At 72.5% G+C, this 24,293-nt stretch carries 20 protein-coding genes and 2 pseudogenes; 11 read left to right on the top strand and 11 right to left on the bottom strand.

What is annotated here, in order from left to right; genetic code table 11:
• Positions 1 to 15 precede the first annotated feature (15 nt).
• A complete protein-coding gene (locus IF129_RS02265) occupies positions 16 to 666 on the bottom strand; it encodes a nitroreductase family protein (protein WP_191207682.1) in 651 nt (216 codons plus the stop codon).
• A gap of 196 nt (positions 667 to 862) precedes the next feature.
• On the opposite strand from IF129_RS02265, the gene IF129_RS02260 reads away from it, so the two are divergent.
• The gene (locus IF129_RS02260; protein ID WP_191207681.1) at positions 863 to 1,393 is read left to right on the top strand and encodes a hypothetical protein; all 531 of its coding nucleotides are present in this window, start codon (positions 863 to 865) and stop codon (positions 1,391 to 1,393) included.
• 185 nt (positions 1,394 to 1,578) lie between these two features.
• Here the strand turns inward: IF129_RS02260 and IF129_RS02255 are convergent, their stop codons facing one another.
• Together IF129_RS02255 and glnII are read right to left on the bottom strand one after the other, a co-directional pair.
• Positions 1,579 to 3,528 (bottom strand): hypothetical protein, encoded by a 1,950-nt coding sequence (locus IF129_RS02255; protein WP_318153497.1) that lies wholly within the window; start codon positions 3,526 to 3,528, stop codon positions 1,579 to 1,581.
• A 263-nt stretch (positions 3,529 to 3,791) separates the two neighbouring features.
• Positions 3,792 to 4,811: a glutamine synthetase gene (gene glnII, locus IF129_RS02250; RefSeq protein WP_191207680.1), complete on the bottom strand. Its 1,020-nt coding sequence runs from the start codon at positions 4,809 to 4,811 to the stop codon at positions 3,792 to 3,794.
• Positions 4,812 to 5,009: 198 nt separating this feature from the next.
• On the opposite strand from glnII, the gene IF129_RS02245 reads away from it, so the two are divergent.
• Both IF129_RS02245 and IF129_RS02240 read left to right on the top strand, forming a co-directional pair.
• Complete coding sequence (locus IF129_RS02245; protein WP_191207679.1) at positions 5,010 to 5,396, top strand: 5-carboxymethyl-2-hydroxymuconate Delta-isomerase; 387 nt, start codon at positions 5,010 to 5,012, stop codon at positions 5,394 to 5,396.
• Entirely contained in the window at positions 5,393 to 6,271 is an 879-nt protein-coding gene (locus tag IF129_RS02240; protein ID WP_191207678.1) for a Gfo/Idh/MocA family protein, read from the top strand. Before IF129_RS02245 ends, IF129_RS02240 begins: the two co-directional genes overlap by 4 nt.
• Before the next feature lie 42 nt (positions 6,272 to 6,313).
• On the opposite strand, the gene IF129_RS02235 is transcribed toward IF129_RS02240, so the two are convergent.
• Both IF129_RS02235 and IF129_RS02230 read right to left on the bottom strand, forming a co-directional pair.
• Positions 6,314 to 7,381, bottom strand: a complete 1,068-nt coding sequence (locus tag IF129_RS02235) for a S66 family peptidase (protein WP_191207677.1) — start codon at positions 7,379 to 7,381, stop codon at positions 6,314 to 6,316.
• A 94-nt stretch (positions 7,382 to 7,475) separates the two neighbouring features.
• Positions 7,476 to 9,041, bottom strand: a complete 1,566-nt coding sequence (locus IF129_RS02230; RefSeq protein ID WP_191207676.1) for a regulator — start codon at positions 9,039 to 9,041, stop codon at positions 7,476 to 7,478.
• A gap of 299 nt (positions 9,042 to 9,340) precedes the next feature.
• Here IF129_RS02230 and lipB point away from each other — a divergent pair, with 299 nt between their 5' ends.
• The 4 genes from lipB (at position 9,341) to IF129_RS02210 (ending at position 12,369) form a co-directional block, all read left to right on the top strand.
• A complete protein-coding gene (lipB, locus tag IF129_RS02225; RefSeq protein WP_191207675.1) occupies positions 9,341 to 10,132 on the top strand; it encodes a lipoyl(octanoyl) transferase LipB in 792 nt (263 codons plus the stop codon).
• 137 nt (positions 10,133 to 10,269) lie between these two features.
• Positions 10,270 to 11,214 carry a lipoyl synthase gene (lipA, locus tag IF129_RS02220; RefSeq protein WP_191207674.1) on the top strand — a complete coding sequence of 315 codons (945 nt, stop codon included), beginning with the start codon at positions 10,270 to 10,272 and terminating at the stop codon, positions 11,212 to 11,214.
• 221 nt (positions 11,215 to 11,435) lie between these two features.
• Positions 11,436 to 11,660: an SCO2195 family GlnR-regulated protein gene (locus tag IF129_RS02215; protein WP_191207673.1), complete on the top strand. Its 225-nt coding sequence runs from the start codon at positions 11,436 to 11,438 to the stop codon at positions 11,658 to 11,660.
• Positions 11,661 to 11,670: 10 nt separating this feature from the next.
• Entirely contained in the window at positions 11,671 to 12,369 is a 699-nt protein-coding gene (locus IF129_RS02210; RefSeq protein ID WP_191207672.1) for a DUF4191 domain-containing protein, read from the top strand.
• A gap of 116 nt (positions 12,370 to 12,485) precedes the next feature.
• On the opposite strand, the gene IF129_RS02205 is transcribed toward IF129_RS02210, so the two are convergent.
• Positions 12,486 to 12,956 (bottom strand): RDD family protein, encoded by a 471-nt coding sequence (locus tag IF129_RS02205; protein WP_191207671.1) that lies wholly within the window; start codon positions 12,954 to 12,956, stop codon positions 12,486 to 12,488.
• Positions 12,957 to 13,212: 256 nt separating this feature from the next.
• Here IF129_RS02205 and glnA point away from each other — a divergent pair, with 256 nt between their 5' ends.
• Positions 13,213 to 14,628 (top strand): type I glutamate--ammonia ligase, encoded by a 1,416-nt coding sequence (gene glnA / locus IF129_RS02200; RefSeq protein WP_191207670.1) that lies wholly within the window; start codon positions 13,213 to 13,215, stop codon positions 14,626 to 14,628.
• A 242-nt stretch (positions 14,629 to 14,870) separates the two neighbouring features.
• Here glnA and IF129_RS02195 read toward each other — a convergent pair.
• Positions 14,871 to 15,762, bottom strand: a pseudogene (locus IF129_RS02195) (IS5 family transposase).
• A 36-nt stretch (positions 15,763 to 15,798) separates the two neighbouring features.
• Between IF129_RS02195 and IF129_RS02190 the strand changes: the two are divergent.
• Complete coding sequence (locus tag IF129_RS02190) at positions 15,799 to 16,428, top strand: class I SAM-dependent methyltransferase (protein WP_191207669.1); 630 nt, start codon at positions 15,799 to 15,801, stop codon at positions 16,426 to 16,428.
• A gap of 850 nt (positions 16,429 to 17,278) precedes the next feature.
• Here IF129_RS02190 and IF129_RS02185 read toward each other — a convergent pair.
• The 4 genes and pseudogenes from IF129_RS02185 to IF129_RS02170 all read right to left on the bottom strand — a co-directional run bounded on the left by IF129_RS02185 (position 17,279) and on the right by IF129_RS02170 (position 20,483).
• Complete coding sequence (locus tag IF129_RS02185) at positions 17,279 to 17,809, bottom strand: NUDIX domain-containing protein (RefSeq protein ID WP_191207668.1); 531 nt, start codon at positions 17,807 to 17,809, stop codon at positions 17,279 to 17,281.
• 1 nt (position 17,810) lies between these two features.
• Positions 17,811 to 18,444, bottom strand: a pseudogene (locus IF129_RS02180) (tetratricopeptide repeat protein); the annotation flags it as partial.
• Positions 18,445 to 18,447: 3 nt separating this feature from the next.
• Positions 18,448 to 19,281 carry a cupin-like domain-containing protein gene (locus IF129_RS02175; RefSeq protein WP_191207667.1) on the bottom strand — a complete coding sequence of 278 codons (834 nt, stop codon included), beginning with the start codon at positions 19,279 to 19,281 and terminating at the stop codon, positions 18,448 to 18,450.
• A 671-nt stretch (positions 19,282 to 19,952) separates the two neighbouring features.
• Positions 19,953 to 20,483: a TerD family protein gene (locus IF129_RS02170; RefSeq protein WP_191207666.1), complete on the bottom strand. Its 531-nt coding sequence runs from the start codon at positions 20,481 to 20,483 to the stop codon at positions 19,953 to 19,955.
• Between the two features lie 364 nt (positions 20,484 to 20,847).
• Here IF129_RS02170 and helR point away from each other — a divergent pair, with 364 nt between their 5' ends.
• Together helR and IF129_RS02160 are read left to right on the top strand one after the other, a co-directional pair.
• On the top strand, positions 20,848 to 23,007 hold the full coding sequence (helR, locus tag IF129_RS02165; protein WP_191207665.1) for an RNA polymerase recycling motor ATPase HelR: 2,160 nt from the start codon (positions 20,848 to 20,850) through the stop codon (positions 23,005 to 23,007).
• Between the two features lie 62 nt (positions 23,008 to 23,069).
• The gene (locus tag IF129_RS02160; RefSeq protein ID WP_191207664.1) at positions 23,070 to 24,266 is read left to right on the top strand and encodes a cation:proton antiporter; all 1,197 of its coding nucleotides are present in this window, start codon (positions 23,070 to 23,072) and stop codon (positions 24,264 to 24,266) included.
• Positions 24,267 to 24,293: the final 27 nt, after the last annotated feature.

Raw genomic sequence — 24,293 nt, 5'->3', positions numbered from 1 at the left:
GGTTGCCGTCGGCGCTCATCCGCCGTAGCGGTCGTGGAAGACCTTCCGCTCCCGTGGCCGGCGCCCGGGGTGGACCCGTTCCTCGGCCGGGTGGCCCACCGCCAGCACCAGGGCGACGGCCAGGTCGTCCCGGTCGTCGACGCCGATGACCTTCTTGACCTCCTGCTCGTCCCAGCCGTTCATCGGCGAGGTGCCCAGACCGGCCTCGGCGGCGGCGAGCATGAAGAACGACGCGGCGATCATGGCGTCCTTGACCGCGTACTCCCGCAGCAGCCCGCGCTCGGCCAGATCCCGCTGGAACGCCTGCCCGCCCTCCTGGAACGAGGCGATGAACGCCTCGTTCCAGGCCCCGCGCTCGCGCGCCTGCGCGTAGATGTCGTCGAGATCGCCCTCCCAGGCCGCGCTCTCGGCGACGAACACCAGGGTGACCGGCGCCTCCCTCGGCTGCGGCTGCCCGCCGGTCGCCGCGACGAGCCCGTCCCGCACCTGCGGATCGGAGACCACGACGATGGACCGGCTCTGGTAGTTCCAGCTCGACGGCGCCTCCAGCGCGAGGTCGAGCAACTCGCCCAACTGCTCCGGCGGGACGGGCCGGGAGGAGTAGTGACGCAAGCTACGGCGGGCCCGGATGGCATCGGAGACCGAGGGGGGAACCGGAGCGTTCATGGGGAGCGGCGCACCTTTCACGTCGAGACAAAGCACCGCCATCCTGGGCAGGCCGGATGGTGCCCTGGTCGAGACGCGATGGACCCGCGTGAGGCGCAACGTTTCTCCTCCCCGCGACCCTCCCCGACGGCGCCGGCCACTAGGCTGCGCAAGTCCTCTCCGGGAGATCACGTCGTCCGTCCACAGGAGGCACGGCATGCGGCTGGTCAGCGAGTACACGGTGCGTGCGCGTCCCGACCGGGGTGTCATCGAGGTGTACGACGCCGACGCCTTCCTCGGTGACGACGAGGCGCTGAAACTCTCCCGGAGCCGGGTGGTCGCCGGAAACGGGTACCACCTCTACCTCCGCAGCCTCCAGCCCGACATCCCGGTCCGCGTCACCGTCCGGCTCTGGGACGGTCCCCGGCCGAGCCCGGCCGCGTGTGAAGGCAGCACCCCGGTGACCCTGGAGTCCGCGACCGGTGAACTCGTCGTCAACCGGTTCACCCTCGGACCGGCCGGTGGCATGAGGCTCCCGCGTCCCGGCGTGTACGAGGGCCACGCCTCGTGGACCGGGCGGCGTGCCACGGCCGACCACTACAACCGGTGCCTCGCGCAAGGAGCCGCGGAGCACTGGTCCCCGGACCGTATCGGCCGGGCATGGGCGGACTGTCCGGTGGTGGAGAGCTACGTCCTCGATCTCTGGTACGTGCGGGAACCGGAGCCGCCGGAGGGGGAGGAGGACTGATCCGCGCCGGTGTGCCGAGCGTCGGACGCCCACGGCCGGACGGGCTCGTCCGCGCCGCACGCCGTGCTGCGTCCCGGAGCCGCCGGAGGTGGCGGACGTGGGGGACGTGTCGGACGCCCGTCGCGGGGAGGGGCGACGGGCGTCCGGGCGGCCCTACGGCCGGGTGGGTGCGGCGGGTGGCGGCGTCAGGGCGCCTCACCGGCCAGGGGCTTGAGTTCTCCGCCGCCCTCCAGCGACGCGGTGACGTCCGCCTTGGCGCCCTGCGTGGCCTCGGCGGCCAGCAGCCGGCCCTCGGCGCTGGCCTCGACGTCCCCCGAGGCCGTGATCGAGGTGACCTCGGAGCTGCCCGCCGCCAGCAGGTACCAGGTGCCGCCCGCGGCCTTCCACAGCACGCCGCTGAGCACCCGCGGCTCGCGGGGGCCGCACGCCGGACGGTCCTCGACCCGCACCGTCACGGCGCCGGGCGTGGCCGGGTCGTCGGCGGGCGGCAGGAACTGCACCGACGCCCGCGAACCCGTGCCGCGCCAGGTCTCCGCGCGGGCGCAGACCCAGCGGCCGGTGCCGTTGTCCTCGGGCAGCTCCTGGGTCGCGAAGGCCCAGGTGTTGACCGTGCGCACCCCGGCGGTGGCCACCGAGGACAGCTGGCACGCCGTGCGGGCGAGCGCCGCCTCCGCGTCGGCACTCAGCGGGTCCTTCGGCGCCGCGCCCGGCTCCCCGTAGGTGAGGTGCGCCGGGGTGATCTCGCCGAGGTCCGTCACCAGGTACGGGTCCTCGCGTCCGGCCGAGGAGACGCGCAGCGCGGACCAGGCCGTGCACGTCTGCTGCCCCAGCGGAGGGCTGGTCACGGGCTCGGTGACGCCGTCGGCGCGGCGCTTGACGGGGGTGCCGGTGTCGCCCGGGTTGAGCAGGTCGGTGACCGCCAGCCCGGTCACCCAGGGGGCCATGAGGTAGCGCGCGTTGCCGTCGCTGCGGGTCAGCAGGACGGCGCCGGCCGACGCGTCCGAGGCCGCGTCCGTGCGGGCGAAGTCCAGCGCCACCGGGCCCTCCGTCCCGTCCCGTGGCTCGGCGTACCGGACGACCCGCAGTCCGTCGTGCAGCAGCACCACCGAGGCGCCGTCCACCACGCCCGCGTAGAGCAGCTGCGGGGGGCCGGCCGCCGGGCCTGGGGCCGTGCCCGGCGTCGCCGTCACCGCCACCCCCTCGCCCGGCCGCGCCCACACCGCGAGGGCCCGCCGCAGCAGCTCCCGGTCCTCGGCCAGCTCGCCCCGGGTCGGCCAGACCGCGTGGTCGGAGCGGGAGGCGTCCCGCCAGGCGGCGGGTTCGACGCGGGTGAGCTTCGCCGGATCCAGCGCGAGCTCCGCCGAGAGGTTCCGCGCGTAGAGGGGGGCCGCCGCGCCGTCCCGCCCCCAGCCGTCCCCGGGGACGCCGAGCAGGATGCCGCACACCCCGAGCGCCACGGCCGCCACGAGGGCCGCCCGGCCGTGCTGGCGCCGCCGCATCAGGTCCGTGGGCCGCGCCTGGAGCGAACAGGCGTCGAACTCGGGGGACTCCAGCAGCGGACGGTCCCGGCTGCCGGCCGGTACCCGCACGCCGTTCGCCTCGGTCAGCGCCTCCTCGGGCGCGGCGACCCCCGCCGCGTCCAGGAGCCGGACCACGTCCCCGTCGCCGAGCCCTTCCAGACCCCGCAGCACGAAGGCCGCACGGCCCGGCCCGCTGACGGCCGAGAGGGCCTGTTCGAGCGCCACCTCGTCCGCGCCGCCCGCCCCGGGGAACAGCCGCAGACCCGCCACCTGCGGAAGCAGGGGACGCCTCCGGGGCAGCCAGCCCAGTTCCCACCGGCCCAGCCGGGGCGGGCGCGGCGCCGCCAGCGCACCGCGCACCACGCGCATCCGCAGGTAGGCGTACTCGGTGTCGACGCCCCCGGCGGACGCGGAAGCCGGGCCGGACCCGCGCTGCGCGGGCAGCGGCGGCTTCTCCTTGGCCACCCTGCCGCGCGGCAGGGCGCTCTGCGCCAGGGCGTGCGCGGTCAGCGATCTGCGGTGCCGACCGAGCGCGGGGGGCAGCAGCAGATAGCCGAGGCGCACCAGCCGCGGGTAGTGCTCGACGAGCGCCGCCTCGGCCCGCTCGACATCCACGGGACCGGCGGACGGGGACGGGGAAGAGGTCGCATCCTTCAGAGCCACGTTCAGCTGAACGAGCGAACTCCGCGTCGGTCACGGATGCCACCGCCGGGCGGGGTCGGGCCGGCTTCGGGACCTCGGTGACAAAAACCCGCACGGGCGGGGGGAGAAACGTCCCGCCCGTGCCATGATGCCGGACCACGGCACGGTGGCGCCGGGTCCCTCCCCAGCTCGGCGCCGCACCGCCGCACCCCGGCGCGGCCGTGGCCGCGTGCGGCTCAGACGAGGTCCAGCGCCTCCAGCTCCGCGCAGCACGTCTCCACCAGCAGCCGCGTGACGACGTACGGGTCGATGTTGGCGTTCGGGCGGCGGTCCTCGATGTAGCCCTTCTTGTCCACCTCGACCTGCCACGGGATGCGCACCGAGGCGCCCCGGTCGGAGACGCCGTAGCTGTACTCGTTCCAGGGGGCCGTCTCGTGGGCACCGGTCAGCCGCGCCTCGACGCCCGCGCCGTACCGTCGGATGTGCTCGGCGGGCTTGTCGCCCTTGCCCAGGGCCTCGCAGGCGGCGACGATCGCGTCGTAGCCCTCGCGCATGGCCCGGGTGGAGAAGTTGGTGTGCGCGCCGGCGCCGTTCCAGTCGCCCTTGGCCGGCTTGGGGTCGAGCGTCGCGGAGACACCGTGCTCCTCGGCCGTGCGGTACAGCAGCCAGCGGGCGACCCACAGCTGGTCGGAGACCTCCAGCGGCGCGAGCGGGCCGACCTGGAACTCCCACTGCCCCGGCATCACCTCGGCGTTGATGCCGCTGATGCCGAGCCCCGCGGCCAGGCAGTTGTCGAGGTGCCGCTCGACGATCTCGCGGCCGAAGATCTCGTCCGCGCCGACCCCGCAGTAGTAGCCGCCCTGCGGGGCGGGGAACCCGCCCTCGGGGAAGCCGAGCGGGCGGGCGCCGTCGAAGAAGGTGTACTCCTGCTCGATGCCGAAGACGGGCTCCTGCGCGGCGTACTTCTCGGCCGGCGGGCGCAGCAGGGCCCGGGTGTTCGAGGCGTGCGGCCGGTCGTCGGTCGTGAAGACCTCGCACAGCACGAGCCGGTGCGCCCCGCCGCGGAGCGGGTCCGGATAGGAGGCGACGGGCTTGAGCACGAGATCGGACGCGTGCCCCTCCGCCTGGCCGGTGCTGGAGCCGTCGAAGCCCCACACGGGCGGCTCGGCGCCGTCGGCGAGGATCTTCGTCTTGGACCGCAGCTTGGCGGTCGGCTCGGTGCCGTCGATCCAGATGTACTCGGCCTTGTAGCTCACGTGGCGGTGTCCTTCGGCAGCTCGGTGCGGATGTCGCGCTGCCGTCACTGTCGGCGCGGGCGGTTTCCCGGCAGTTGCCCGGCCGTTAAACGGCGGTGACATCGCTCTCCGGGACACCACGAGCGGGACTGGAGGTCCGGAGGGGGGACGCCCCCGTAGTCTGGGCCTGTACCGCGCATCCCATGGGAGGTCTCCACCGTGCCGCAGATCACCGTCGACTACGCGGCGCCGCTCGCCGCCGCCTTCGACCGCGCCGCGTTCGGCAAGGAGCTGCACGCCGTCACCGAGGGCGCCATCGGCGCTTCGGTCGCCGCCTGCAAGACGCGCTTCCGCCGCATCGAGGAGTGCGTCATCGCCGACGGGGACGGGGAGGTCGACATGGTCCACATTGAGGTCGCCGTCCTGTCCGGCCGTACCCAGGAGGCGAAGACGGAGCTGGCCCGCTCGGTCATGGACCTGGCCCGTCGGCGGATCGGCCCCGCCGCGGGCCGCCGTCTGGACCTCTCCGTCCACATCACCGACATGGACCGGCAGGCGTACGTCGCCCACCAGGAGGACGCCCGCGAGAAGGGGGTGCTCGCGTGAGGTTCGGCCTCCTGGGCACCGGGCCGTGGGCCGAGCGCACCCACGCCCTCGCCCTCGCCGCCCACCCGCACGCCGAGCTGGCCGGGGTGTGGGGGCGGCGTCCCGAGGCCGCCGCCGCGCTCGCCGAACGCCACGGCACGCGCGCCCACACCGACGTCGACGACCTGTTCGCCGACTGCGACGCCGTCGCCGTCGCCCTGCCGCCCGACGTCCAGGCGGGGCTCGCCGTGCGCGCCGCGGCGGCGGGCAAGCACCTGCTGCTCGACAAGCCGCTGGCCACCACCGTGCCCGGGGCCCGGCAGGTCGCCGACGCCGTCCGCCGGGCCGGGGTGCGCTCCGTCGTCTTCTTCACCCTCCGCTTCGCTCCGACCTCCGCCCGCTGGATAGCCGAACAGCGTGTCACCGGCGACTGGTTCACCGGCCGCGCCGACTGGTACTCACCCGTCTTCGGGGGCGCCGACAGCCCCTACACCGCCTCGCCCTGGCGGCGCGAGAAGGGCGCGCTGTGGGACGTCGGCCCGCACGCCCTGTCCGTGCTGACCGCCGTGCTCGGCGACGTCGACCCGGACGACCCGGACGCCGTCACCGCAGCGCGCGGCCCCGGCGACACCGTCCACCTGGCGCTGCGCCACACCGGCGGGGCCTCCAGCACCGTGACCGTCACCCACTCGGTGCCCCCGGCCGCCGCCGGGGTCGTCGCCGAACTGCGGGGGACCTCCGGCGTCGTCTGCCTGCCGGAGCGGGAGGAGCCCGCCCCCGTCGCCTTCGCCGCGGCGGTGGACGCGCTCCTCGCGGAGGAGCCGCACCCCTGCGACGCCGCGTACGCGCTGCGCGTCACGGAGATCCTGGCCGCCGCGGAAGCCCGGCTGCGGTGAGCGCCGGGCCCGGCGGGCGGGGCGGCGCCGGGCCCGCCGGGTTCAGTACGTCACGGTGATCCGCCGGGCCGGGCCGTCCACCCGGATCGTCCCGCCGTGGGGCAGCACCTGCTGCGGGTCCGTGTGGCCGAAGTCCACGTCGAAGACCGCCATCGTCTCCGGCGCGTACTCCCGCAGGGCCCGCAGCACCGCGGCCCGCTGCTCGGCGCGGTAGCGGGCGCGGGCCCCGTCGTCCCGCCGGTCGAACACGGACGTCGTGCGGGCCCGGGCCATCAGCAGGGCGGGGAAGCGACGCAGCAGCCCGCGCTCACCCATCGCGCGCAGTGTCCGGTAGACCTCCTCGGCGCGCGGCAGCTCCTCCGAGGTCTCCAGGAACAGCACCCGGCCGTCGTAGTGCTCCGCCGGCTCCGTCTCCCGGTCGGCCATCAGCAGCCACGCCAGGATCTCCAGGCAGCCGCCCCAGCCCCGGCCCTCCACCACACGGTGCGGCTCGTGCCACCACCAGCCGTCGCACGGGTCCATGCGCGGCTCGGCCGCGAACGTCGCGGGGTCGTCCCACGGCGTGTTCACGTCCCCGTACACCGGCGACTCCCGCAGCTCGAACGGGCCCGAGGTGAACAGCGCCGCCCGCAGCGAACGGCTCGTCAGCCCGCTCATCCGCCCCGGCCGTCCGAACTCCACCATCACGCTGCCGCCGTGGTAGCCGACGACGCCCGCCGACCGGCTGAGCCACGCCAGCAGGTTCGTGTTGTCGCTGTACCCGAGGAACGGCTTCGGGTGCGCCCGTACCAACGCGGCGTCCAGGTGCGGCAGGACGGTGATCTGGTCGTCACCCCCGATGGTGGCGATCAGCGCCTTCACCGTCGGGTCCGTGAACGCCGCGTGCAGCTCCGCCGCCCGCTCGGCGGGCCCGAGCCCCGCCGCCCGGCTGCCCGGGTACTCGACGACGTCGAGCCCGAACTCCTCGCGCAGCCGCCGCAGCCCGAGCTCGTAGGGCAGCGGGAACGTTTCTCCGAGCCCGCCGGAGGGCGAGACCACCGCGACGCGGTCCCCGGGCCGGGGCTTGGGCGGATACACCGGCTCCGTCGCCGGTTCCACTGAGGCAACCATTCCCGCACGCTAGCCGCCGGGCCCGCACGGCGTCACCCGGATAGCGCCCGCCGGGCATGGCCTGCCTCCGCTATCCGGGTGACGGGTGCGAGCGTCAGCCGAAGGCCGCGACGCGTTCGCGGTACCCGCGTGCGGCAGCCGTGTCCCGGTAGGGCTCCAGCCGGCGCTCGAAGTCCCGCACGTACTCGTGGGCCCGCATCGAGCGCAGCTCGAACGCGCCGCCCGCCGCCTCCGCCGCCAGCTCGCACGCCCCGTCGATCTCGCCCAGCCCCAGGCGGGCCGTCGCCAGCACGAGCCGACTGAGCACCGTCCCGCGCCCCGGCCCGCCACCGCGCAGCCGCAGCGCCCGCTCGGAATGCTGCGCGGCCGTCCGGTACTGCTGGAGGTCCCGGTGGCAGTGACCCGACTCGTCGGCGAAGCGGGCCTCGTCGAACGCCCGCGCCCACTGCCCCTCCCCCTCGTCCCGGTCCCGCCCCATCGTCTCCAGAGCGCGTTCCGCGCGGGTCAGCGCCGCCGCGGCCGAGCGTGCCTCGCCCAGCAGGGCGTGCCCGCGCGCCTCCACCGCGTGCAGCAGACCCTGCACGGCGGCCGGCCCGCCCGGACCCACCCCCTGCTGCGCCACCCGCGCCAGCTGCACCGCCTCCCGGCCGTGCCCCAGGTAGACCGCCTGCGCGCTCATCGTCGCCAGCACGTACGCGCCGTACGGCCGGTCCCCGGCCGCCTGCGAGAGCCGCAGGGCCTGCACGTAGTACCGCTGTGCCAGCCCGTGCGCGGCGACGTCGTACGCCGTCCACCCCGCGAGCCGCGTCAGGTCGGCCGCCGCCGCGAACAGCCGTCGGCCGAGCGCGTCCCCGAAGGTGCCGCGCAGCATCGGCTCGGCCTCGTGCTCCAGGTACCGCACCAGCGCCTGCCGGGCGTGGCCGCCGCCGTGCGCCTCGTCCAGCGCGTGGAACAGGTCCGCGACGGAGCGCAGCGCCGTCACATCGCCGGCGGTGACCCGCTGCCCCGGGCAGCGTTCCACCAGCTCCGGCCGCTCCGGCCGCTCCGTGCGCGGCGCCCGGCCGCCCGGCGGCACGCCGCCGAGCGGTCCGCCGCCGGACAGCCCAACGCCGGGCCCGCCGGCGAGCGGTCCGACCCGGCTGCCCTGCACCGGGACGCGGGCGGGGGGCGGTTGCGGCGCGGGCTCTCCGCGTCCCACCCGGTCGTCGGGGCGGCCGATCAGCCAGTCCCGGCTGGGCACGACGAGGCCGGCGGGGGTGAACGCGATCTTCCGCAGTTCGCGGTGGCTGCCGGCGTCCTTGCGCCACAGGCCGCTCACGATGTCCACGGCCTCCGCGCTCGTCGCGGCGAACTCGAGCCCGGCGTAGACCGGGGCGCACGGATCGAGGCCGAGGTCCTGGGCGGACAGGCGACGGCCCAGCCGTCGGGTGAAGACCTCGGCGATCAGGGCGGGTGTGGTGCCGCGTGGTTGCTGGCCGCGCAGCCACCGGGTGACGGACGTCTTGTCGTAGCGCAGGTCGAGCCCGTGTTCCAGGCCCAGCTGGTCCACGCGCCGGGCGAGGCCCGCGTTGGAGAATCCCGCCTCGGCGATGAGTGCGGCGAGCTGCCGGTTGTGGGTGCGCTGCGGGGACGGTCGGGTCCCGGGTGGTTCCGTTGGCATCGGCTGTGCGGTCTCCTGCCCCTCGGACGGTGGGGACGCCTGGGCGCCCTGCGGAACGGGCGTGAACTTAGCCCTCTGAGCAGGGCATATGCAGAGTGACCCCCGGTATTCATCCGTACGTGTGAGGCAGGAACGGTTCCGTACGGCGCGGCCACCGCCGTACCCCGTTCGGGTGCCGCCGTAGAGTGAGGGGGCGGGTGCGTCGGCGCCGCCGGACGAGAACGTCCTGTGAAAGGGCGCGAACGTCGAGAACGGCGAGAACGGCGCGAACGTCGAGAACGTCGAGAAGAGGAGCGGCCGTGAGTGAGCTGGCCTACGTCCACCTGGGCTTCGGCGCGGACGCCGTGGACTACCGCGAGGCGTGGGAGCGGCAGCGGGAGGTGCACGCCGCGCGGTTCGCGGACGAGATCCCCGACACGTGCCTGCTGCTGGAGCACCGACCCGTCTACACCGCAGGGCGCCGCACCCTGGAGAGCGAGCGCCCGCTGGACGGCACTCCGGTCGTCGACGTGGACCGCGGCGGCAAGATCACCTGGCACGGTCCCGGCCAGCTCGTCGGCTACCCGATCCTGAAGCTCCCGCGCCCGGTCGACGTCGTCGCGCACGTGCGCCGCCTGGAGGAGGCGCTGATCCGCACCTGCGCCGAGTTCGGCCTGGAGACCTCCCGGCTGGAGGGCCGCAGCGGCGTCTGGGTCCTCGGCGCGCCGACGGGGGAGGGCGAGGGCGGCCCGTCACTGGGCGGCCTCGCGCTGGACTTCGACCCCCGCCTCCAGGACGAGGAGTACGACACCCGTCTCATGGGTCCGGAGTACGCGCCCTCCAACGCCGGCCAGCGCGGCGAGGACCGCAAGCTCGCCGCCATCGGCATCCGCGTCGCCAAGGGCGTCACCATGCACGGCTTCTCCCTGAACTGTGATTCCGACAACACCTCCTTCGACCGCATCGTGCCCTGCGGCATCCGGGACGCGGGCGTCACCTCGCTCTCCGGGGAGCTCGGCCGCCCGGTGAGCGTCACCGAGGTGCTGCCGGTCGTCGAGAAGCACCTGCGGGTCGTCCTGGAGGAGTCCGTGCCGCTGCCGCGCGCGGTCTGATCGCACGGACGTTCTACCGGCGGGTAGCCGCCGTGTCGTGCCGTCCTGCGATCACCTGGCCGGACGTGGTGGGAGGACCACCGAAGACGGGGCGTACCCTGGGACGCGCCGAGGAATCGAAACCTGAGGAGCCGGACGTGTCCGCTGTCGCACCCGACGGTCGCAAGATGCTCCGACTGGAGGTCCGCAACAGCCAGACCCCCATCGAGCGCAAGCCCGAGTGGATCAAGACCCGGGCCAAGATGGGGCCGGAGTACAACGCCCTTCAGTCCCTGGTGAAGCGGGAGGGGCTGCACACGGTCTGCCAGGAGGCGGGCTGCCCCAACATCTTCGAGTGCTGGGAGGACCGCGAGGCGACGTTCCTCATCGGCGGTGAGCAGTGCACCCGGCGCTGCGACTTCTGCCAGATCGACACCGGCAAGCCGGCCGAGCTGGACCGCGACGAGCCGCGTCGCGTCGCCGAGTCCGTCCAGCAGATGGAGCTGCGGTACGCCACCATCACCGGCGTCGCCCGCGACGACCTGGAGGACGGCGGATCCTGGCTCTACGCCGAAACGGTCCGCCAGATCCACGCCCTCATGCCCGGCACGGGCGTCGAGCTGCTCATCCCCGACTTCAACGCCGTGCCCGAGCAGCTGGCGGAGGTCTTCTCCTCCCGCCCCGAGGTGCTGGCCCACAACGTCGAGACCGTGCCGCGCATCTTCAAGCGCATCCGCCCGGCCTTCCGCTACGAGCGGTCGCTGGAGGTCATCACCCGCGCCCGCGAGGACGGCCTCGTCACCAAGTCGAACCTCATCCTCGGCATGGGCGAGACCCGCGAAGAGGTCAGCCAGGCCCTGCGCGACCTGCACGACGCGGGCTGCGAGCTCATCACGATCACGCAGTACCTGCGCCCCACGCCGCGCCACCACCCCGTCGAGCGCTGGGTCAAGCCGCACGAGTTCGTGGAGCTCCAGGAGGAGGCGGAGGAGATGGGCTACGCCGGCGTCATGTCCGGCCCCCTGGTCCGCTCGTCCTACCGCGCCGGCCGCCTCTACCAGCAGGCGATCGACCGCCGCGCGGAGGCGTCCTCCGCCGCCTGACGGCCGGTGGCCCGGCGCCTGACGGCCGGTGGCCCGGCGCCGGGCCACCGCGCCCGCCCGAGTCGGCCGACCAGCCATGCGCGCGGGCCGTCGGGGTGCGGCCCCCTGCGGGAAAACCGTTCGTCCGTTTTGACCGTCCGGTCATACGGTGGTAACACCGTTCGGTGATGCTGTTGTCACGTACCGCGTATGCCGACGCCACTCCTCGTGGAGGAACAGTCATGCCGCCCCGCCCCGTTCGCGACGACGTCACGGTGACCCCCGGCCGTCCCGGCCTCTCCACGGCGCTGCTGGCCCTGGAGTCCGTCCTGCTGCGCGGCGGCCACGCCACGGCCCGCCGCAACGCCTGGACCTCCGTCCTGGAGGACCGCCGCCGGGCCCGGGACCGCAGGGAGGCCGCCCACGTCCTGGAGGCCGCAGCGGAAGGCACTTCCGAGGCCACGTAAACTTCCCCCTATGGCGAGGAAGGAACAATCCGAGACCCCAGGGCGACTCAAGCAGATCGGCCTGACCTACACGATGACCCGGCGGGCTGATCGCTGGATCGGGTTCATCCTGCTGGGCGTGGGGCTGATCACCTTCGGCGTCGTCCTCGCGATCGGCTTCCTGATCGGGCACCCGATCTACCTGGGCATCCTCGGATTCCTGCTGGCCTTCCTCGCGGTGGCGATCGTCTTCGGGCGCCGCGCCGAGCGGGCGGCCTTCGGACAGATGGAGGGCCAGCCCGGAGCGGCGGCGGCGGTACTGGACAACATCGGGCGGGGGTGGAACGTCACCCCGGCCGTCGCGATCAACCGCAGCCAGGACGTCGTCCACCGGGCGGTCGGCCGCCCCGGCGTCGTCCTCGTGGCCGAGGGCAACCCGAACCGGCTGCGGAACCTGCTGGGGTCCGAGAAGCGGAAGATGGCGCGCCTGCTGGGCGACGTCCCCGTGCACCAGATCATCGTCGGCAACGGCGAGGGCGAGGTGCCGCTCAAGAAGCTGCGCACGACGATCGTCAAGAAGCCGCGCGTCCTCGCGGGCTCACAGGTGACGGAGGTCAACGACCGGCTCCGGGCCGTCGGGGACCTGATGAGCAATATGCCGATTCCCAAAGGCCCCATGCCGAAGGGTATGCGGATGCCGAAGGGACCCAGCGGCGGCGGCCGCCGCTGAACCGCACCGACGGACCCGAACCAACGGCCGTGGGGCCCGACCGGAACCTCCGGCGGGCCCCACGGCCGTTCCGCGCCGTGCGCGCACCGGGCCCCGGCGCGCGCCCGGCGCCCGTCTCACATGCGGACCTGCACCGCGTGCGCCAGCCGGTCGTGCAGCCCCCGCGCGTCGCGGTCCCACACCACCGCCGGGATGAACAGGAGCAGCAGGGCCGTCCGCAGCGCCGCCCTGGGGAACGTCAGCCGCCCGCCCTGCACCGAGACCACCCGCAGGCCCAGCAGCCGCTTGCCCGGAGTGAAGCCCAGCGTGCCCACCAGCAGCAGCGACATCACCCCGAAGACGAGCAGCGCCCAGTTGCCCGCGCTCGACATGCCGTCGCCGGACAGCAGCCCGTACCCGATCAGCAGGCACAGCATCCAGTCGATGAAGACGGCGCCGATCCGGCGCCCGGTGGGCGCGACCGACCCGGGCCCCTCCCGGGGCAGCCCCAGCCGCTCACCGCGGTAGCCGAAGTCCGCGCCCAGCAAGTCCTCGGCCGCGGCCTGCGGGCCGGACAGCCATGATCCGATTGCCTGCCTTTTGTCCACCCGACCACGGTAACCCGGACGGCCCAGGCACCCGACGGCGACCGGGCGGACCCCGGAGGTATACGACGCGGCGGACCCCGCGAGCCTCAAGCGCCGCACCAGCCGAAACCGGAGCGACCCGGTTAACATCGGCGAAACAATCGGGTCATGCTGGAGAAATCCCGCATGCCTAGGGTCGAGCCCAGCGGACCACCGCACTGGGCTGCGACCTTAAGCTGCAATCCCGTCCCGTCGAGGCGGGACTAGGAGGACTTGGATGTTCCAGAACGCCGACGAAGCGAAGAAGTTCATCTCGGACAACGACGTGAAATTCGTCGACGTCCGCTTCTGCGACCTTCCCGGGATCATGCAGCACTTCACGGTGCCGGCCGCCACGTTCGACCCGGCCGAGAACCTGATGTTCGACGGCTCCTCGATCCGCGGCTTCCAGGCCATCCACGAGTCGGACATGGCGCTCGTCGCCGACCTGTCCACCGCCCGCCTGGACCCGTTCCGCAAGGACGCCACCCTCAACGTCAACTTCTTCATCCACGACCCGATCACCGGCGAGCAGTACAGCCGTGACCCGCGGAACGTGGCGAAGAAGGCCGAGGCCTACCTCGCATCCTCCGGCATCGCCGACACCGCCTTCTTCGGCCCCGAGGCGGAGTTCTACGTCTTCGACGACGTCCGCTTCGAGACCAAGGCCAACGCCGGCTACTACCACATCGACTCCGTGGCCGGCGCCTGGAACACCGGCGCGATCGAGGACGGCGGCAACCGCGGGTACAAGGTCCGCTACAAGGGCGGCTACTTCCCGGCCCCGCCGGTCGACCACTTCGCCGACCTGCGCGCCGAGATCTCCCTGGAGCTGGCCAAGGCCGGCCTGGAGGTCGAGCGCCAGCACCACGAGGTGGGCACCGCCGGTCAGGCCGAGATCAACTACAAGTTCAACACGCTCCTCGCCGCCGCCGACGACCTGATGCTCTTCAAGTACATCGTGAAGAACGTCGCCTGGCGCAACAACAAGACCGCCACCTTCATGCCCAAGCCGATCTTCGGCGACAACGGCTCCGGCATGCACGTCCACCAGTCCCTGTGGAGCGGCGGCGAGCCCCTCTTCTACGACGAGCAGGGCTACGCGGGCCTCTCGGACACCGCCCGCTACTACATCGGCGGCATCCTCAAGCACGCCCCCTCGCTGCTGGCCTTCACCAACCCGACGGTGAACTCCTACCACCGCCTGGTGCCCGGCTTCGAGGCGCCGGTCAACCTGGTCTACTCGCAGCGCAACCGCTCCGCCGCGATGCGTATCCCGATCACCGGCTCGAACCCGAAGGCCAAGCGCGTCGAGTTCCGCGCCCCGGACCCGTCCTCCAACCCGTACCTGGCCTTCGCCGCCCTCCTGATGGCCGGCCTGGACGGCGTGAAGAACAAGATCGAGCCGGCCGAGCCGATCGACAAGGACCTCTACGAGCTCGCCCCCGAGGAGCACGCGGGCGTCCCGCAGGTGCCCACCTCCCTCCCGGCCGTCCTCGACGCCCTGGAGGAGGACAACGAGTACCTGCAGGCCGGCGGCGTCTTCACGAGCGACCTCATCGAGACCTGGATCGACTACAAGCGCACCAACGAGATCGCCCCGATGCAGCTCCGCCCGCACCCCCACGAGTTCGAGCTCTACTTCGACATCTAAAGAGCCCCGCCGGGTGACTTGGGCGAAAGCCCTGGGAACGGCCTGTGACCTGTGGAAACTCTCCTCGGTAGTTCTCACCGTCACCGCTTGATTTCCACCCTCTTGTGCACGGAGTGCGCACGCCCGGCCAGTGTTCTGATCTGATGTCAGAAGCATCAGTGAGGGCCGCTACCTCATGGTGGGGTAGCGGCCCTCGCCAGCTCATCCAGGCTTCTCGCGCGGCGGCATCCTTCTTTCGTCTCCTAGGGCCTGTCTGACGAATGATCCGTGGACTCGCGGAGCCAGCGGATCAAGGAAGCCAGGACAACTCCGGCACGGTAGCGGTCGCCGAGCTTGTCGAACCGGGTCGCGATCGCGCGGAACTGCTTGAGGCGGGCGAAGCATCGTTCGACGACGTTGCGGTCGCGGTAGGTGACCTTGTCGAAGGCCGGCGGTCGGCCGCCGAGGGCTCCGCGTCGGTGCCGGTTCGCCGCCTGGTCGCGGCGCTCGGGGATCGTGGCAGCGATGCCCCGGCGCCTCAGCAGATGGCGGATGGCCCTGCTGGAATACGCCTTGTCACCCAGCACGCGGTCCGGTGTCGTGCGCGGGCGGCCCGTGCCGAGGCGCGGGGTGCGGATGCCGTCGAGGACCTGGCCGAACGCCGTCGCGTCGTTGACGTTGCCGGGCGTGAGCACAATCGACAGGGGCAGGCCCCGGCCATCGACGGCGAGATGGACTTTGGTGGTCAGTCCGCCTCGGGAGCGTCCGAGGGCCTGGCGCGCCTGCGAGCGCCCCGGATCTTCCAGTTCGTCGCCGTTCGCATCCCCCTTTTGCGGGCGCCGACTGCGTGCTGGTGGAGTCGACGGAGACGGTCCATTCCACCCGGACCACCGCGTCATCGCGGACCTGAACGTGCTTCAGCAACCGTGCCCAGGTGCCGTCCGCCTCCCAGCGGGCGAACCGCTCGTAGGCGGTCTGCCACGGCCCGACCCGGTCGGGAAGATCCCGCCACGGAGCGCCGGTCCGCAGCCGCCACAGCACCCCGTTGACCACCTGCCGGTGATCACGCCACGGACGGCCCCGTCCGTCCACCTGAGGCAGAAGGGGCTCTATCCGCCTCCATGCCGCATCCGTCAACTCACCTCGACCTGCCACAAGATCAATTATCAGACCGGCTATAGGGTCCTGCCCGTGGCGAATCATCAGGACGAGACCAGGACGGCCTACGACGGTGTCGTCGAGCTGTACGCATCGCTGTTCGCGAACCGGCTGGAGACACAGCCTTTCTCCCGGGCCATGATCGGCACCTTCGCCGAACTGGTGCGCGCGACGGGCAAGCTGCGGACAGCGGACGTCGGGTGCGGGCCCGGACATCTGACAGCCATGCTCCACGAACTCGGCCTGGACGCCTTCGGACTCGACCTTGCCCCCGGCATGGTCGACCACGCCCGGCAGGCCCATCCGGCGCTCCGCTTCCAAGAGGCGCGGATGGAGTCCCTGCCGATCGAGGACGCCGCGCTCGGCGGCGTACTGGCCCACTACTCAATGATTCACACCCCTCCGGGAGAACTACCGGAGCTGCTCGCCGAACAGGTACGCGTCCTGGCACGGGACGGTCTGATCCTGGTCTCCTTCTTCGGGACTGACGGACAAGAACCGGTCCGGTTCGACCACAAGGTGGCGCCCGCCTACAGCTGGCCGGTGGATCGCCTCGCCGAACTGCTGGGCGATGCTGGGCTCGATCCCTTCGCCCGGCTGCTCCACGATCCAGCCTCTGATCGGGGCTTCCTCGACGCCCATCTACTGGCCCGCCGTTCGTAGCCACTGCCCAGTCCCCCCAGCCGATCGGCGTACCTCCGGATTGCCAGCTCAGCCGAATCTCGCTGATCAGACCGGAATTGTCAGACACCCCCTAGTGGTCGGCCAGGTCGGTGACCCGCGGGAATTTTCCCTCCGGGGGCGCTGAACCGGCCTTTTTCTGATGGCTGGCGATGGGGCCGATGGTCCTGATCGGGTGTCCTGCGGACTGTGTGCGGACACTTGGGGGTCTCCGATGTGATCACTGGCTGGGACTGACTGTCCCGCCGCATGGGCGTTGTCGTTAACCGCTCGTGGCCTCGGGAAGGGGTTGGAGCGCCTGGACGATCTTTGCGGCATGTTCCATCGCGACCGTCGCCCTTTGTCCGGTCGGAGTGCCGCCCTGATATGCGGAGTTGCGAGCCTGGCGTCGTCGCCTGCGGGGGAAGCGCGAGCAGGGGGCCGCCGCCGTTACATGGCAAACGCCTTCCGAGCTGCGCGAGCCCCCACCAGTCCTTGTTCGCAAGCTGACTCGGGAGCGGCTCACCGTCGCAACCCATCGGTGCGGCCGATCCCATGACTGGTCGTCGCTGCCGAGGATGGGCGGGGCGAAGCTGCTCATCCAGCCCCTGGCCATCCACATTCAAGGGCAGTCCCCCAGGGAAACGCAACGACTACGACATGATGAATGAGATGCGACATTGGGCGAATTGCTCGCAATGCCCCTTGGGCTCTCGCATGGGGGCGGTGGTGTCGGCCACGGGGTGGGGATGCCCCTGGCGACTGGTTCGGTCATCATGCGGTCGATCTCGGTTGCCGATTTCGAGTGGTGAAGGGTCTGCCCGAGCAACCGGTGGGGCCGCAGCTGGCGCCTCTATCGCCAGCCGTCGAGGGAGACGTCCGGACCTCCGGTGAGATATCGGTGGAGGGCGCTGGCGGTGGTGTCGACGAAGGCTTCGGGAATGGCGTCGGCGTCGACCCAGCGGACTTGGGCGTGCTTGCGGGGTTCGCGGTTCTCGGGTTCGCCGGACCATTCGTGGGCGGCGAAGACGACCGTGAGGAAGCCGTTGGGGGCTTCGACGCCCCAGGCGCGGTGGATGATGTGGGCGACCTTGAGGGACTCGGGCTTCACGGTGAGGCCCGCCTCCTCGTGGAGTTCGCGGACTGCCGTTTCGGTGATGGGCTCGCCCGGTTCGCTCTTGCCGACGGGGAGGTCCCACATGCCTTGGGCGAACTTGGCGTTTTCACTGCGCTGGAGGAGGACGATGCGGTTGGTGGCCTTGTCGTGGACGATGACGGCGGCGACCAGCAGGGTCATCGATTCGAGCGCCGGCCCGAGGGCCTTCGGCTGGTCGTCGGTCTGCTGGGTCACGTTGTTCCCTTCGTCGGGCGGGTTGTTGGGCATGTTAGGCGAGGGCCTCGCGGGCGCGACGGGCGAGATCGGCGGCGCCGGGAACGCGGCCGTGCTGGTAGATCGCAAGGGTGGAGCGGATCGAGGTGATCGCCTTCCGGGTCCGGTCGGAGGTCATGCCCTCCATGAGGACCAGGGCCTGGGTCCAGGCGGCGACGGCTTCGTCGGCACGGGCCTGGGCGGCGAGGCTGTCCCCGAGGGCGGCGTGGGTGAAGGCGTGGACGCCTGTACTTCTCGGGGCTCCCAGCGGGTGAGGGCGTCCCGGTGCTGCCGTTCGGTGCCGATGTGGTCCGCGAGGTCCGTCAGCGTGCGGGCGGTGCGGCTGGCCACGGTGCCGGCAGTGGGGCCGCCGACGCGTGAGTAGCTGGGCTGGGTGCCGTCGTCTCGTAGGGGGCGTCTTCGGCAGCGAGGAGGGCTTCTGCGGCCGACGGGTTCTCGTCCACGGCGGCGTAGGCGCGGGCGTGGGTGATGTGGAGGAGGGCCTCGGTCTGGCCGTCGACGTGGCCGAGACCTGTGTGTAGAGCGCCTTCGACGAGGTCGACGCAGTGGTGGGACTGCTTGAGGCTCAGCGACTGGTGTGCGAGCGCACGCATCATCCAGGCAGCGTGGCCGTGGGGGTCGGCTTCGCACCCCTACCCCTGGTCAACGTCCTCAAGGAAAAAGCGGATGACGGGGTCCTCACCGCCGCCGGACCGGAGAAAGGTCTCGAACCGCTCCTCGTGCACCCGATGGGTGAAGTTCCAGGTGAGGGAGACGCTGTCATCGAGCGCGATGGCCGTGTGATACCAGCCCTGGGGGATGAAGACGGCGTCTCCCGGCGAGAGGACCTCGTCGAGCGTGGGCACCGCCTGTTTCCAGCGGGGGAACCTGCTCTCGTCGGGGTGGTCGAGATCCACGGTGCCGCCCTCCGAGTCCGTCAGGAACTCGCCGGTCTCCGGGCCGTACATGATGAAGCGCTTCCTGCCGGTCACCTGACACAGGCACGCGTCGCTGGCCCAGGGGTCGACGTGCAGGCGCGTCCGCCCGCCCTGGCCGCAGACGAACATGCCCCGCGCTGGGAAGCGGTCACGGGAGGCGTTCACGGGCCCGGCGGCCGGCGGGAGCAGATAGTCCCCCTCGGGCAGCCAGGACGGCATCGACCAGTCGTCCGCGAGTTCCGCGAACGCGTCATCGGCGACGATCATCTGATCATGGCTCTGCTGGGTGAACCAGCGCAGATAGGGCGGTATCCCGGCGTCCCCCTGACCGGTGTGCTCGTCGACGTAGTCGCCGAAGGTGGCCACTTCCTCGAGGGTGAAGAGCGTGTCGAAAAGTGAGACCTCGGCGTCGCGGAAGCGCTCCTTGAGATCCTGTAGGTCCCAGGGAGGGGGAACCCTCCAGTCGTTCAGAGCTCTCCTCACCACGACCGGCCGGCCGGGCTCCAGGTGGTTCCGCAGAAAATCCTCCGCGCTGAGCGCTTCGACCACGTGCGCGTGTGCCATGAGAGTGCTCCGTCCGTGTTCTGGGCCCGGTTCCCGTGAGTGGAGCGTGCTTGACGTGTGCCGGCTGCGGCACGGCCCACCGGCGGAATTCTACGAGCGATCTCGCTTCCGCCGCGTAGCCGACCGGGCCGTCTCTCCTCCCTGAGGCAACCTGCCCGGTCGGGCACGTCCATCGGTCAGGCCCTTTCCCGAGGAAGGTGTCCGCAAGGCGGTCGCCGCCCTCGGCCCGGACCACGACGAGGCCCGCTTCGGGAGCATCGACCTGATCCACGACAGCGAGCGGCCGACACCGCTGTTCGCCTGACGGCCTCGCACCCGAGGCTCGGTGGTGCTCGCCGGACGGCAACACATCACCGGGCAGCACCACTCAGCGTTCAGCGGCGGCGTGCCGCTACGAGCGGAGCCGAAGCACCCTGATCGGGATCGGAGGTGTTGACGGTGCGCCTCCCGCCTCACGTTCGTTACTGCGGCGGAAGGTTGTGGTGCGGCGGAGACGGACGACGTGCCGCTGATGTCGGTTCGCCGTCGTGTGGCCTGAGTGGTCCGCTCCCGTCCGTCGGCCGTGTCGTTCCTTGTCGGAAGGCACGGCCGACGGCCGCTTCCGGCAGCATCCGGGCTGACGGTGGGCGAGAGAGAGGGTGCCCTCCCCGTTGCCGTCAGGTGGGTTGGGTGCCCATGAGTCGGGTGAAGGACTGGGGGTCGGTGTCGAAGCCGCGCACGGCCTCGCGCCGCGTCCAGGGGCCGCCGGAGTCGCGGACGAACTCCACCAGCGTCGCGGCGGTCGCGTCGGGGACGTCGGTGAAGTCGTGGTTCTGCAGTTCGGTGTAGCCCTCGCTGACGGTGCACCGGGGGCGGGCGATGTCGGCGAACGTCACCCGGCCGCCGCCCTGCTGGATGGCGACGCCGACGACCACGCGTCCGTACCGGGAGGAGAGGCGGTCCAGCTCCAGGGTCATCGACTCGTCGACGCCGAAGCCGCGGCCGTTGCGGCTGTCCCTGCCGAGGGTGATGGTGCCGTCGGGGGAGCGGCTGTCGAAGTGCGCCAGGTAGGCGGGCGTCCCGTGGAGGTCGTCCGTGCCGTAGACGGCGGCGATGATGTCGAGGTCGTGGTCGGGGGCGTCGGCGGCGCTCGGATCCCACTTGAGCGCCACCTCGACCTTGCCCAGCCCCTTGTTGGGATTGCTCACCGGATTCCCCTCTCGTACGGTCCAGGGTCAACTGCACCAGGACACAGGCGTATTGGCCATGGTGTCACGTCGCGGTGACGCGAAGTGGGGACCGGGCGGTGACCGGGGTGGTGGCTGGGGTGGCGACTGGAGTGCGGGGAGAAAGACGAAAGGCAAGGAGGTCGCACGCTCCTTGCCACTCTCAACGTATAGCGCACCGGGGGGCTTGCGGCAAGGCCCCGTCGGTGGCGCAGAATCCTCGGCCTGGACCGGACGGCGTGGTGCGGCCCACGGGGGCGCGGGGGCGCCGGGCGCACCACGCCGGTCCTCCGGGCCCGGCCGCGCGCGACCGGCGCGGGCGCACACCCCGAGCGGAGCTGATGACGTGAACACCTTGACCAGCAGTGCCTTCGACCTGCCGGATCACCGCGCGGCCAAGGCCGCCCCGGAACTGATCGCCGACGACGAGCGGCACTTCGCGGCCCTGGCGGCGTGCCTGTCGGAGTCGGTCGCCGAGGTGTCCGCCCGGCTGGACGTCGCGCGCCGGGCGCCGGGCGGGGCCGGGCGGCAGGCGATGGACCGGGACGCGGAGGTGCACCGGCTGACCGGTCGGCTGGGTGCGCTGCGCCGTTTCGGCCGGGACCTGTGCCTCGGACGCATGGTGGGCGCCGACGGCGGTGAGCCGGTGTACGTCGGACGGGTCGGGCTCACCGACGGCGCGGGACGCCGGTTGCTGCTCGACTGGCGTTCACCGGCCGCCGAGCCCTTCTTCGGAGCCACCCACGCCGACCCGATGGGGCTGGCCGCCCGCCGCCGCTACCGCTGGACGGGGGGACGGGTCAGCGACTACTGGGACGAGGTGTTCACCTCGGAGGGGCTGGCCGGGCACGCCGCGCTGGACGACCAGTCGGCGTTCGTCGCGAGCCTGGGCGCGCACCGCTCGGCGCGGATGCGGGACGTGCTGGGCACGATCCAGGCGGATCAGGACGCCGTCATCCGGGCCGGTTCCCGGGGCGCGCTCGTCGTCGACGGGGGCCCGGGCACGGGCAAGACGGTCGTCGCCCTGCACCGCGCCGCCTACCTGCTGCACTCCGACCCGCGTCTGGGCCACCGCAGGGGCGGAGTGCTGTTCGTCGGCCCGCACGAGCCGTATCTGGGGTACGTGGCCGACGTGCTGCCGAGCCTCGGGGAGGAGGGGGTGCGGACGTGCACGCTGCGGCACCTGGTCCCCGAGGGCGCCACGGCGGTCGCCGAGGCCGATCCGGAGGTGGCGCGGCTGAAGTCCTCGGCCCGCCTGGTCGGGGCGGTCGAGGCCGCCGTCGGCTTCTACGAGGAGCCGCCCGCCGAGGTGACGACGGTGGCGACGGAGCTGGGTGACGTGCGGCTGGGGCCCGGGGAGTGGGCGCGGGCCTTCGCGGCGGTGGAGCCGGGGACGCCGCACAACGAGGCGCACGGGCCGATCCTGGACGAGCTGCTCGCGGTCGTGGTGGAGGAGCGGGCCGACGGCGTTCCGGACGACGTCCCGGCCGAGGTGCTGCGCCGTTCGCTGCGGCGCGGCCGGGAGTTGCTGACGGCCCTCCACCGTGCGTGGCCGCTGATCGAGGCGGCCGACCTCGTCGGGGACCTGTGGTCGGTGCCCGCCTACCTGCGCCGGTGCGCGCCCTGGCTCGACCCGGCGGAGGTCCGGGCGTTGCGGCGGGCCGACGCGCAGGCGTGGACCGTCTCCGACCTGCCGTTCCTGGACGCCGCCCGGCAGCGGCTGGGCGACCCGGAGGCGTCGCGGCGCGACCGGCGGCAGGCGGCGGCCCGGGCCGCCGAACGCGCGCGGATGTCCGCCGTCGTCGACACGCTGCTGGCGAGCGACGACGACGGCGAGGGCGTCGTGACGATGCTGCACGGCGCGGACCTGCGCGCCGCGCTGGCCGACGGCGGCGAAGCGCCCGGCGTCGAACCGGACCTGCTCGCCGGGCCGTTCGCGCACGTCGTCGTGGACGAGGCGCAGGAGCTGACGGACGCGGAGTGGCGGATGCTGCTCCTGCGGTGTCCGTCGCGCAGCTTCACCGTCGTGGGGGACCGGGCGCAGGCGCGGCGGGGCTTCCCGGAGTCGTGGCGGGAGCGGTTGGGGCGGCTCGGGTTCGACCGGATCGAGGTGGCGTCGCTGAGCGTCAACTACCGGACGCCCAAGGAGGTCATGGCCGAGGCCGAGCCCGTGATCCGGGCGGTGTCGCCGGACGCCAACGTGCCCACGTCCGTGCGGGGAAGCGGGGTGCCGGTGGTCTACGGGGACGTGGCGGAGTTGGGGCCGCTGCTGGCGGACTGGCTCGCCGAGCACGTCGAGGGGACCGCGTGCGTCATCGGCGACCCGACGTTCCGGGCGACGCCCCGGGTGCGGTCGCTGACGCCGGAGCTGGCGAAGGGGTTGGAGTTCGACCTGGTGGTCCTCGTGGAACCGGAGGCGTTCGGGGCGGGTGTGGCGGGGGCGGTCGACCGCTACGTCGCCATGACGCGGGCCACGCGGCGGCTCGTCGTCCTCTCCGGCTCCTGAAACCCGTCTGCCGCTCGGTGGCAGCTACCGGCATCATCAGGTGATTCCTGGACAATGCGGGCATGGAGCATCCGGAGACCCTGATCCTGATCATGGCGGCGGCGGTCCTGGCGCCCCTGCTGGCCTACCGGCTCGGCCGCCGGGTCCGCGTGCCGCTGGTCATCTTCGAGATCGGACTGGGCGTGCTGATCGGCCCGGCCGTCCTGGGCTGGGCCCACTCGAGCCGGGTGCTGGACACCTTGGCCGACCTGGGGTTGGCCATGCTCATCTTCCTCGCGGGCTACGAGCTGGGCCTGGACGAGGTGCGGGGCGGCACGATGCGGCGCTCGGCGGGAGCCTGGCTCCTCGCGCTGGGCCTGGGCCTCGGGATCGCCCTGCTGCTCACGGGGGCGGACATCGACAAGTCCTTCGTGCTCGGTACCGCGCTGACCAGCACCGCGCTGGGAACGATCCTGCCGATCCTGCGGGACGTGGGGGAGCTGGACGGCCGGTTCGGCAGGGTCGTCCTCGCCTTCGGGGCGGTCGGGGAGTTCGGGCCGATCATCGCCATCGCGCTGCTCCTGAGCGGGCGTCAGCCGGTGGAGTCGGCGGCGCTGCTGGTGGTCTTCGCCGTGATCACGGCGGTCGCGGTGCTGTGGGCGATGCGGCCCCGGCGCCCGTGGTTCGCGGATCTCGTGGCGAGGACGCTGCACACGAGCGGGCAGTTCGCGGTGCGCTTCGTCATGCTGCTGCTGTTCTCGATGCTGGCCCTCTCGGCGGCGTTCGGTCTGGACGCCCTGCTGGGGGCGTTCGCGGCGGGCCTGCTGACGCGGCTGGTCCTGGCCGCCGTGCCCGGGAGCAGCGAGGAGGTGCTGGGCAAGGTGGAGGCGATGGGCTTCGGTTTCCTGGTGCCGCTGTTCTTCGTCGTCACCGGCATCGAGTTCGACCTCGACGCGCTGTTGTCCGGTGGCCGGGCGCTGCTCCTGGTGCCGACGTTCCTCCTGCTCTTCCTCGTGGTGCGCGGCCTTCCGGTGCTCTGGGCGGCGCCGCGCGACCTCACCGTTCCCGAGCGCGGGGCGCTGATGCTGCACGCTTCGACGTGCCTGCCGCTGGTGGTCGCCATCACCACCATCGGGCTCGACGACGACCGCATCGGGACGGACGAGGCGGCGGCGCTGGTGGGCGCGGCCATGGTGTCGGTCCTGGTCTTCCCGCTCCTCGCGCTGCGGCTGCGCCGACGGGCCGAGGGGCCGGGCGGGGCGGAGAACGAGGCCTGGTGACGGCCCGGAAGCGGCCGGTCGACCGCC

The organism is Streptomyces chumphonensis (assembly GCF_014779715.1).
Classification (GTDB): domain Bacteria; phylum Actinomycetota; class Actinomycetes; order Streptomycetales; family Streptomycetaceae; genus Streptomyces; species Streptomyces chumphonensis.
The sequence above is the reverse complement of the archived record's forward strand: the minus strand, read 5'-3'. Positions and strand labels throughout refer to the sequence as shown.

What these genes read in the sequence shown, in the direction of transcription:
- IF129_RS02265 (WP_191207682.1), bottom strand. Translation starts at nt 666, where the DNA reads ATGAACGCTCCGGTTCCCCCCTCGGTCTCCGATGCCATCCGGGCCCGC.
- IF129_RS02260 (WP_191207681.1), top strand. Translation starts at nt 863, where the DNA reads ATGCGGCTGGTCAGCGAGTACACGGTGCGTGCGCGTCCCGACCGGGGT.
- IF129_RS02235 (WP_191207677.1), bottom strand. Translation starts at nt 7,381, where the DNA reads ATGGTTGCCTCAGTGGAACCGGCGACGGAGCCGGTGTATCCGCCCAAG.
- IF129_RS02230 (WP_191207676.1), bottom strand. Translation starts at nt 9,041, where the DNA reads ATGCCAACGGAACCACCCGGGACCCGACCGTCCCCGCAGCGCACCCAC.
- IF129_RS02215 (WP_191207673.1), top strand. Translation starts at nt 11,436, where the DNA reads ATGCCGCCCCGCCCCGTTCGCGACGACGTCACGGTGACCCCCGGCCGT.
- IF129_RS02210 (WP_191207672.1), top strand. Translation starts at nt 11,671, where the DNA reads ATGGCGAGGAAGGAACAATCCGAGACCCCAGGGCGACTCAAGCAGATC.
- glnA (WP_191207670.1), top strand. Translation starts at nt 13,213, where the DNA reads ATGTTCCAGAACGCCGACGAAGCGAAGAAGTTCATCTCGGACAACGAC.
- IF129_RS02185 (WP_191207668.1), bottom strand. Translation starts at nt 17,809, where the DNA reads ATGCCCAACAACCCGCCCGACGAAGGGAACAACGTGACCCAGCAGACC.
- IF129_RS02160 (WP_191207664.1), top strand. Translation starts at nt 23,070, where the DNA reads ATGGAGCATCCGGAGACCCTGATCCTGATCATGGCGGCGGCGGTCCTG.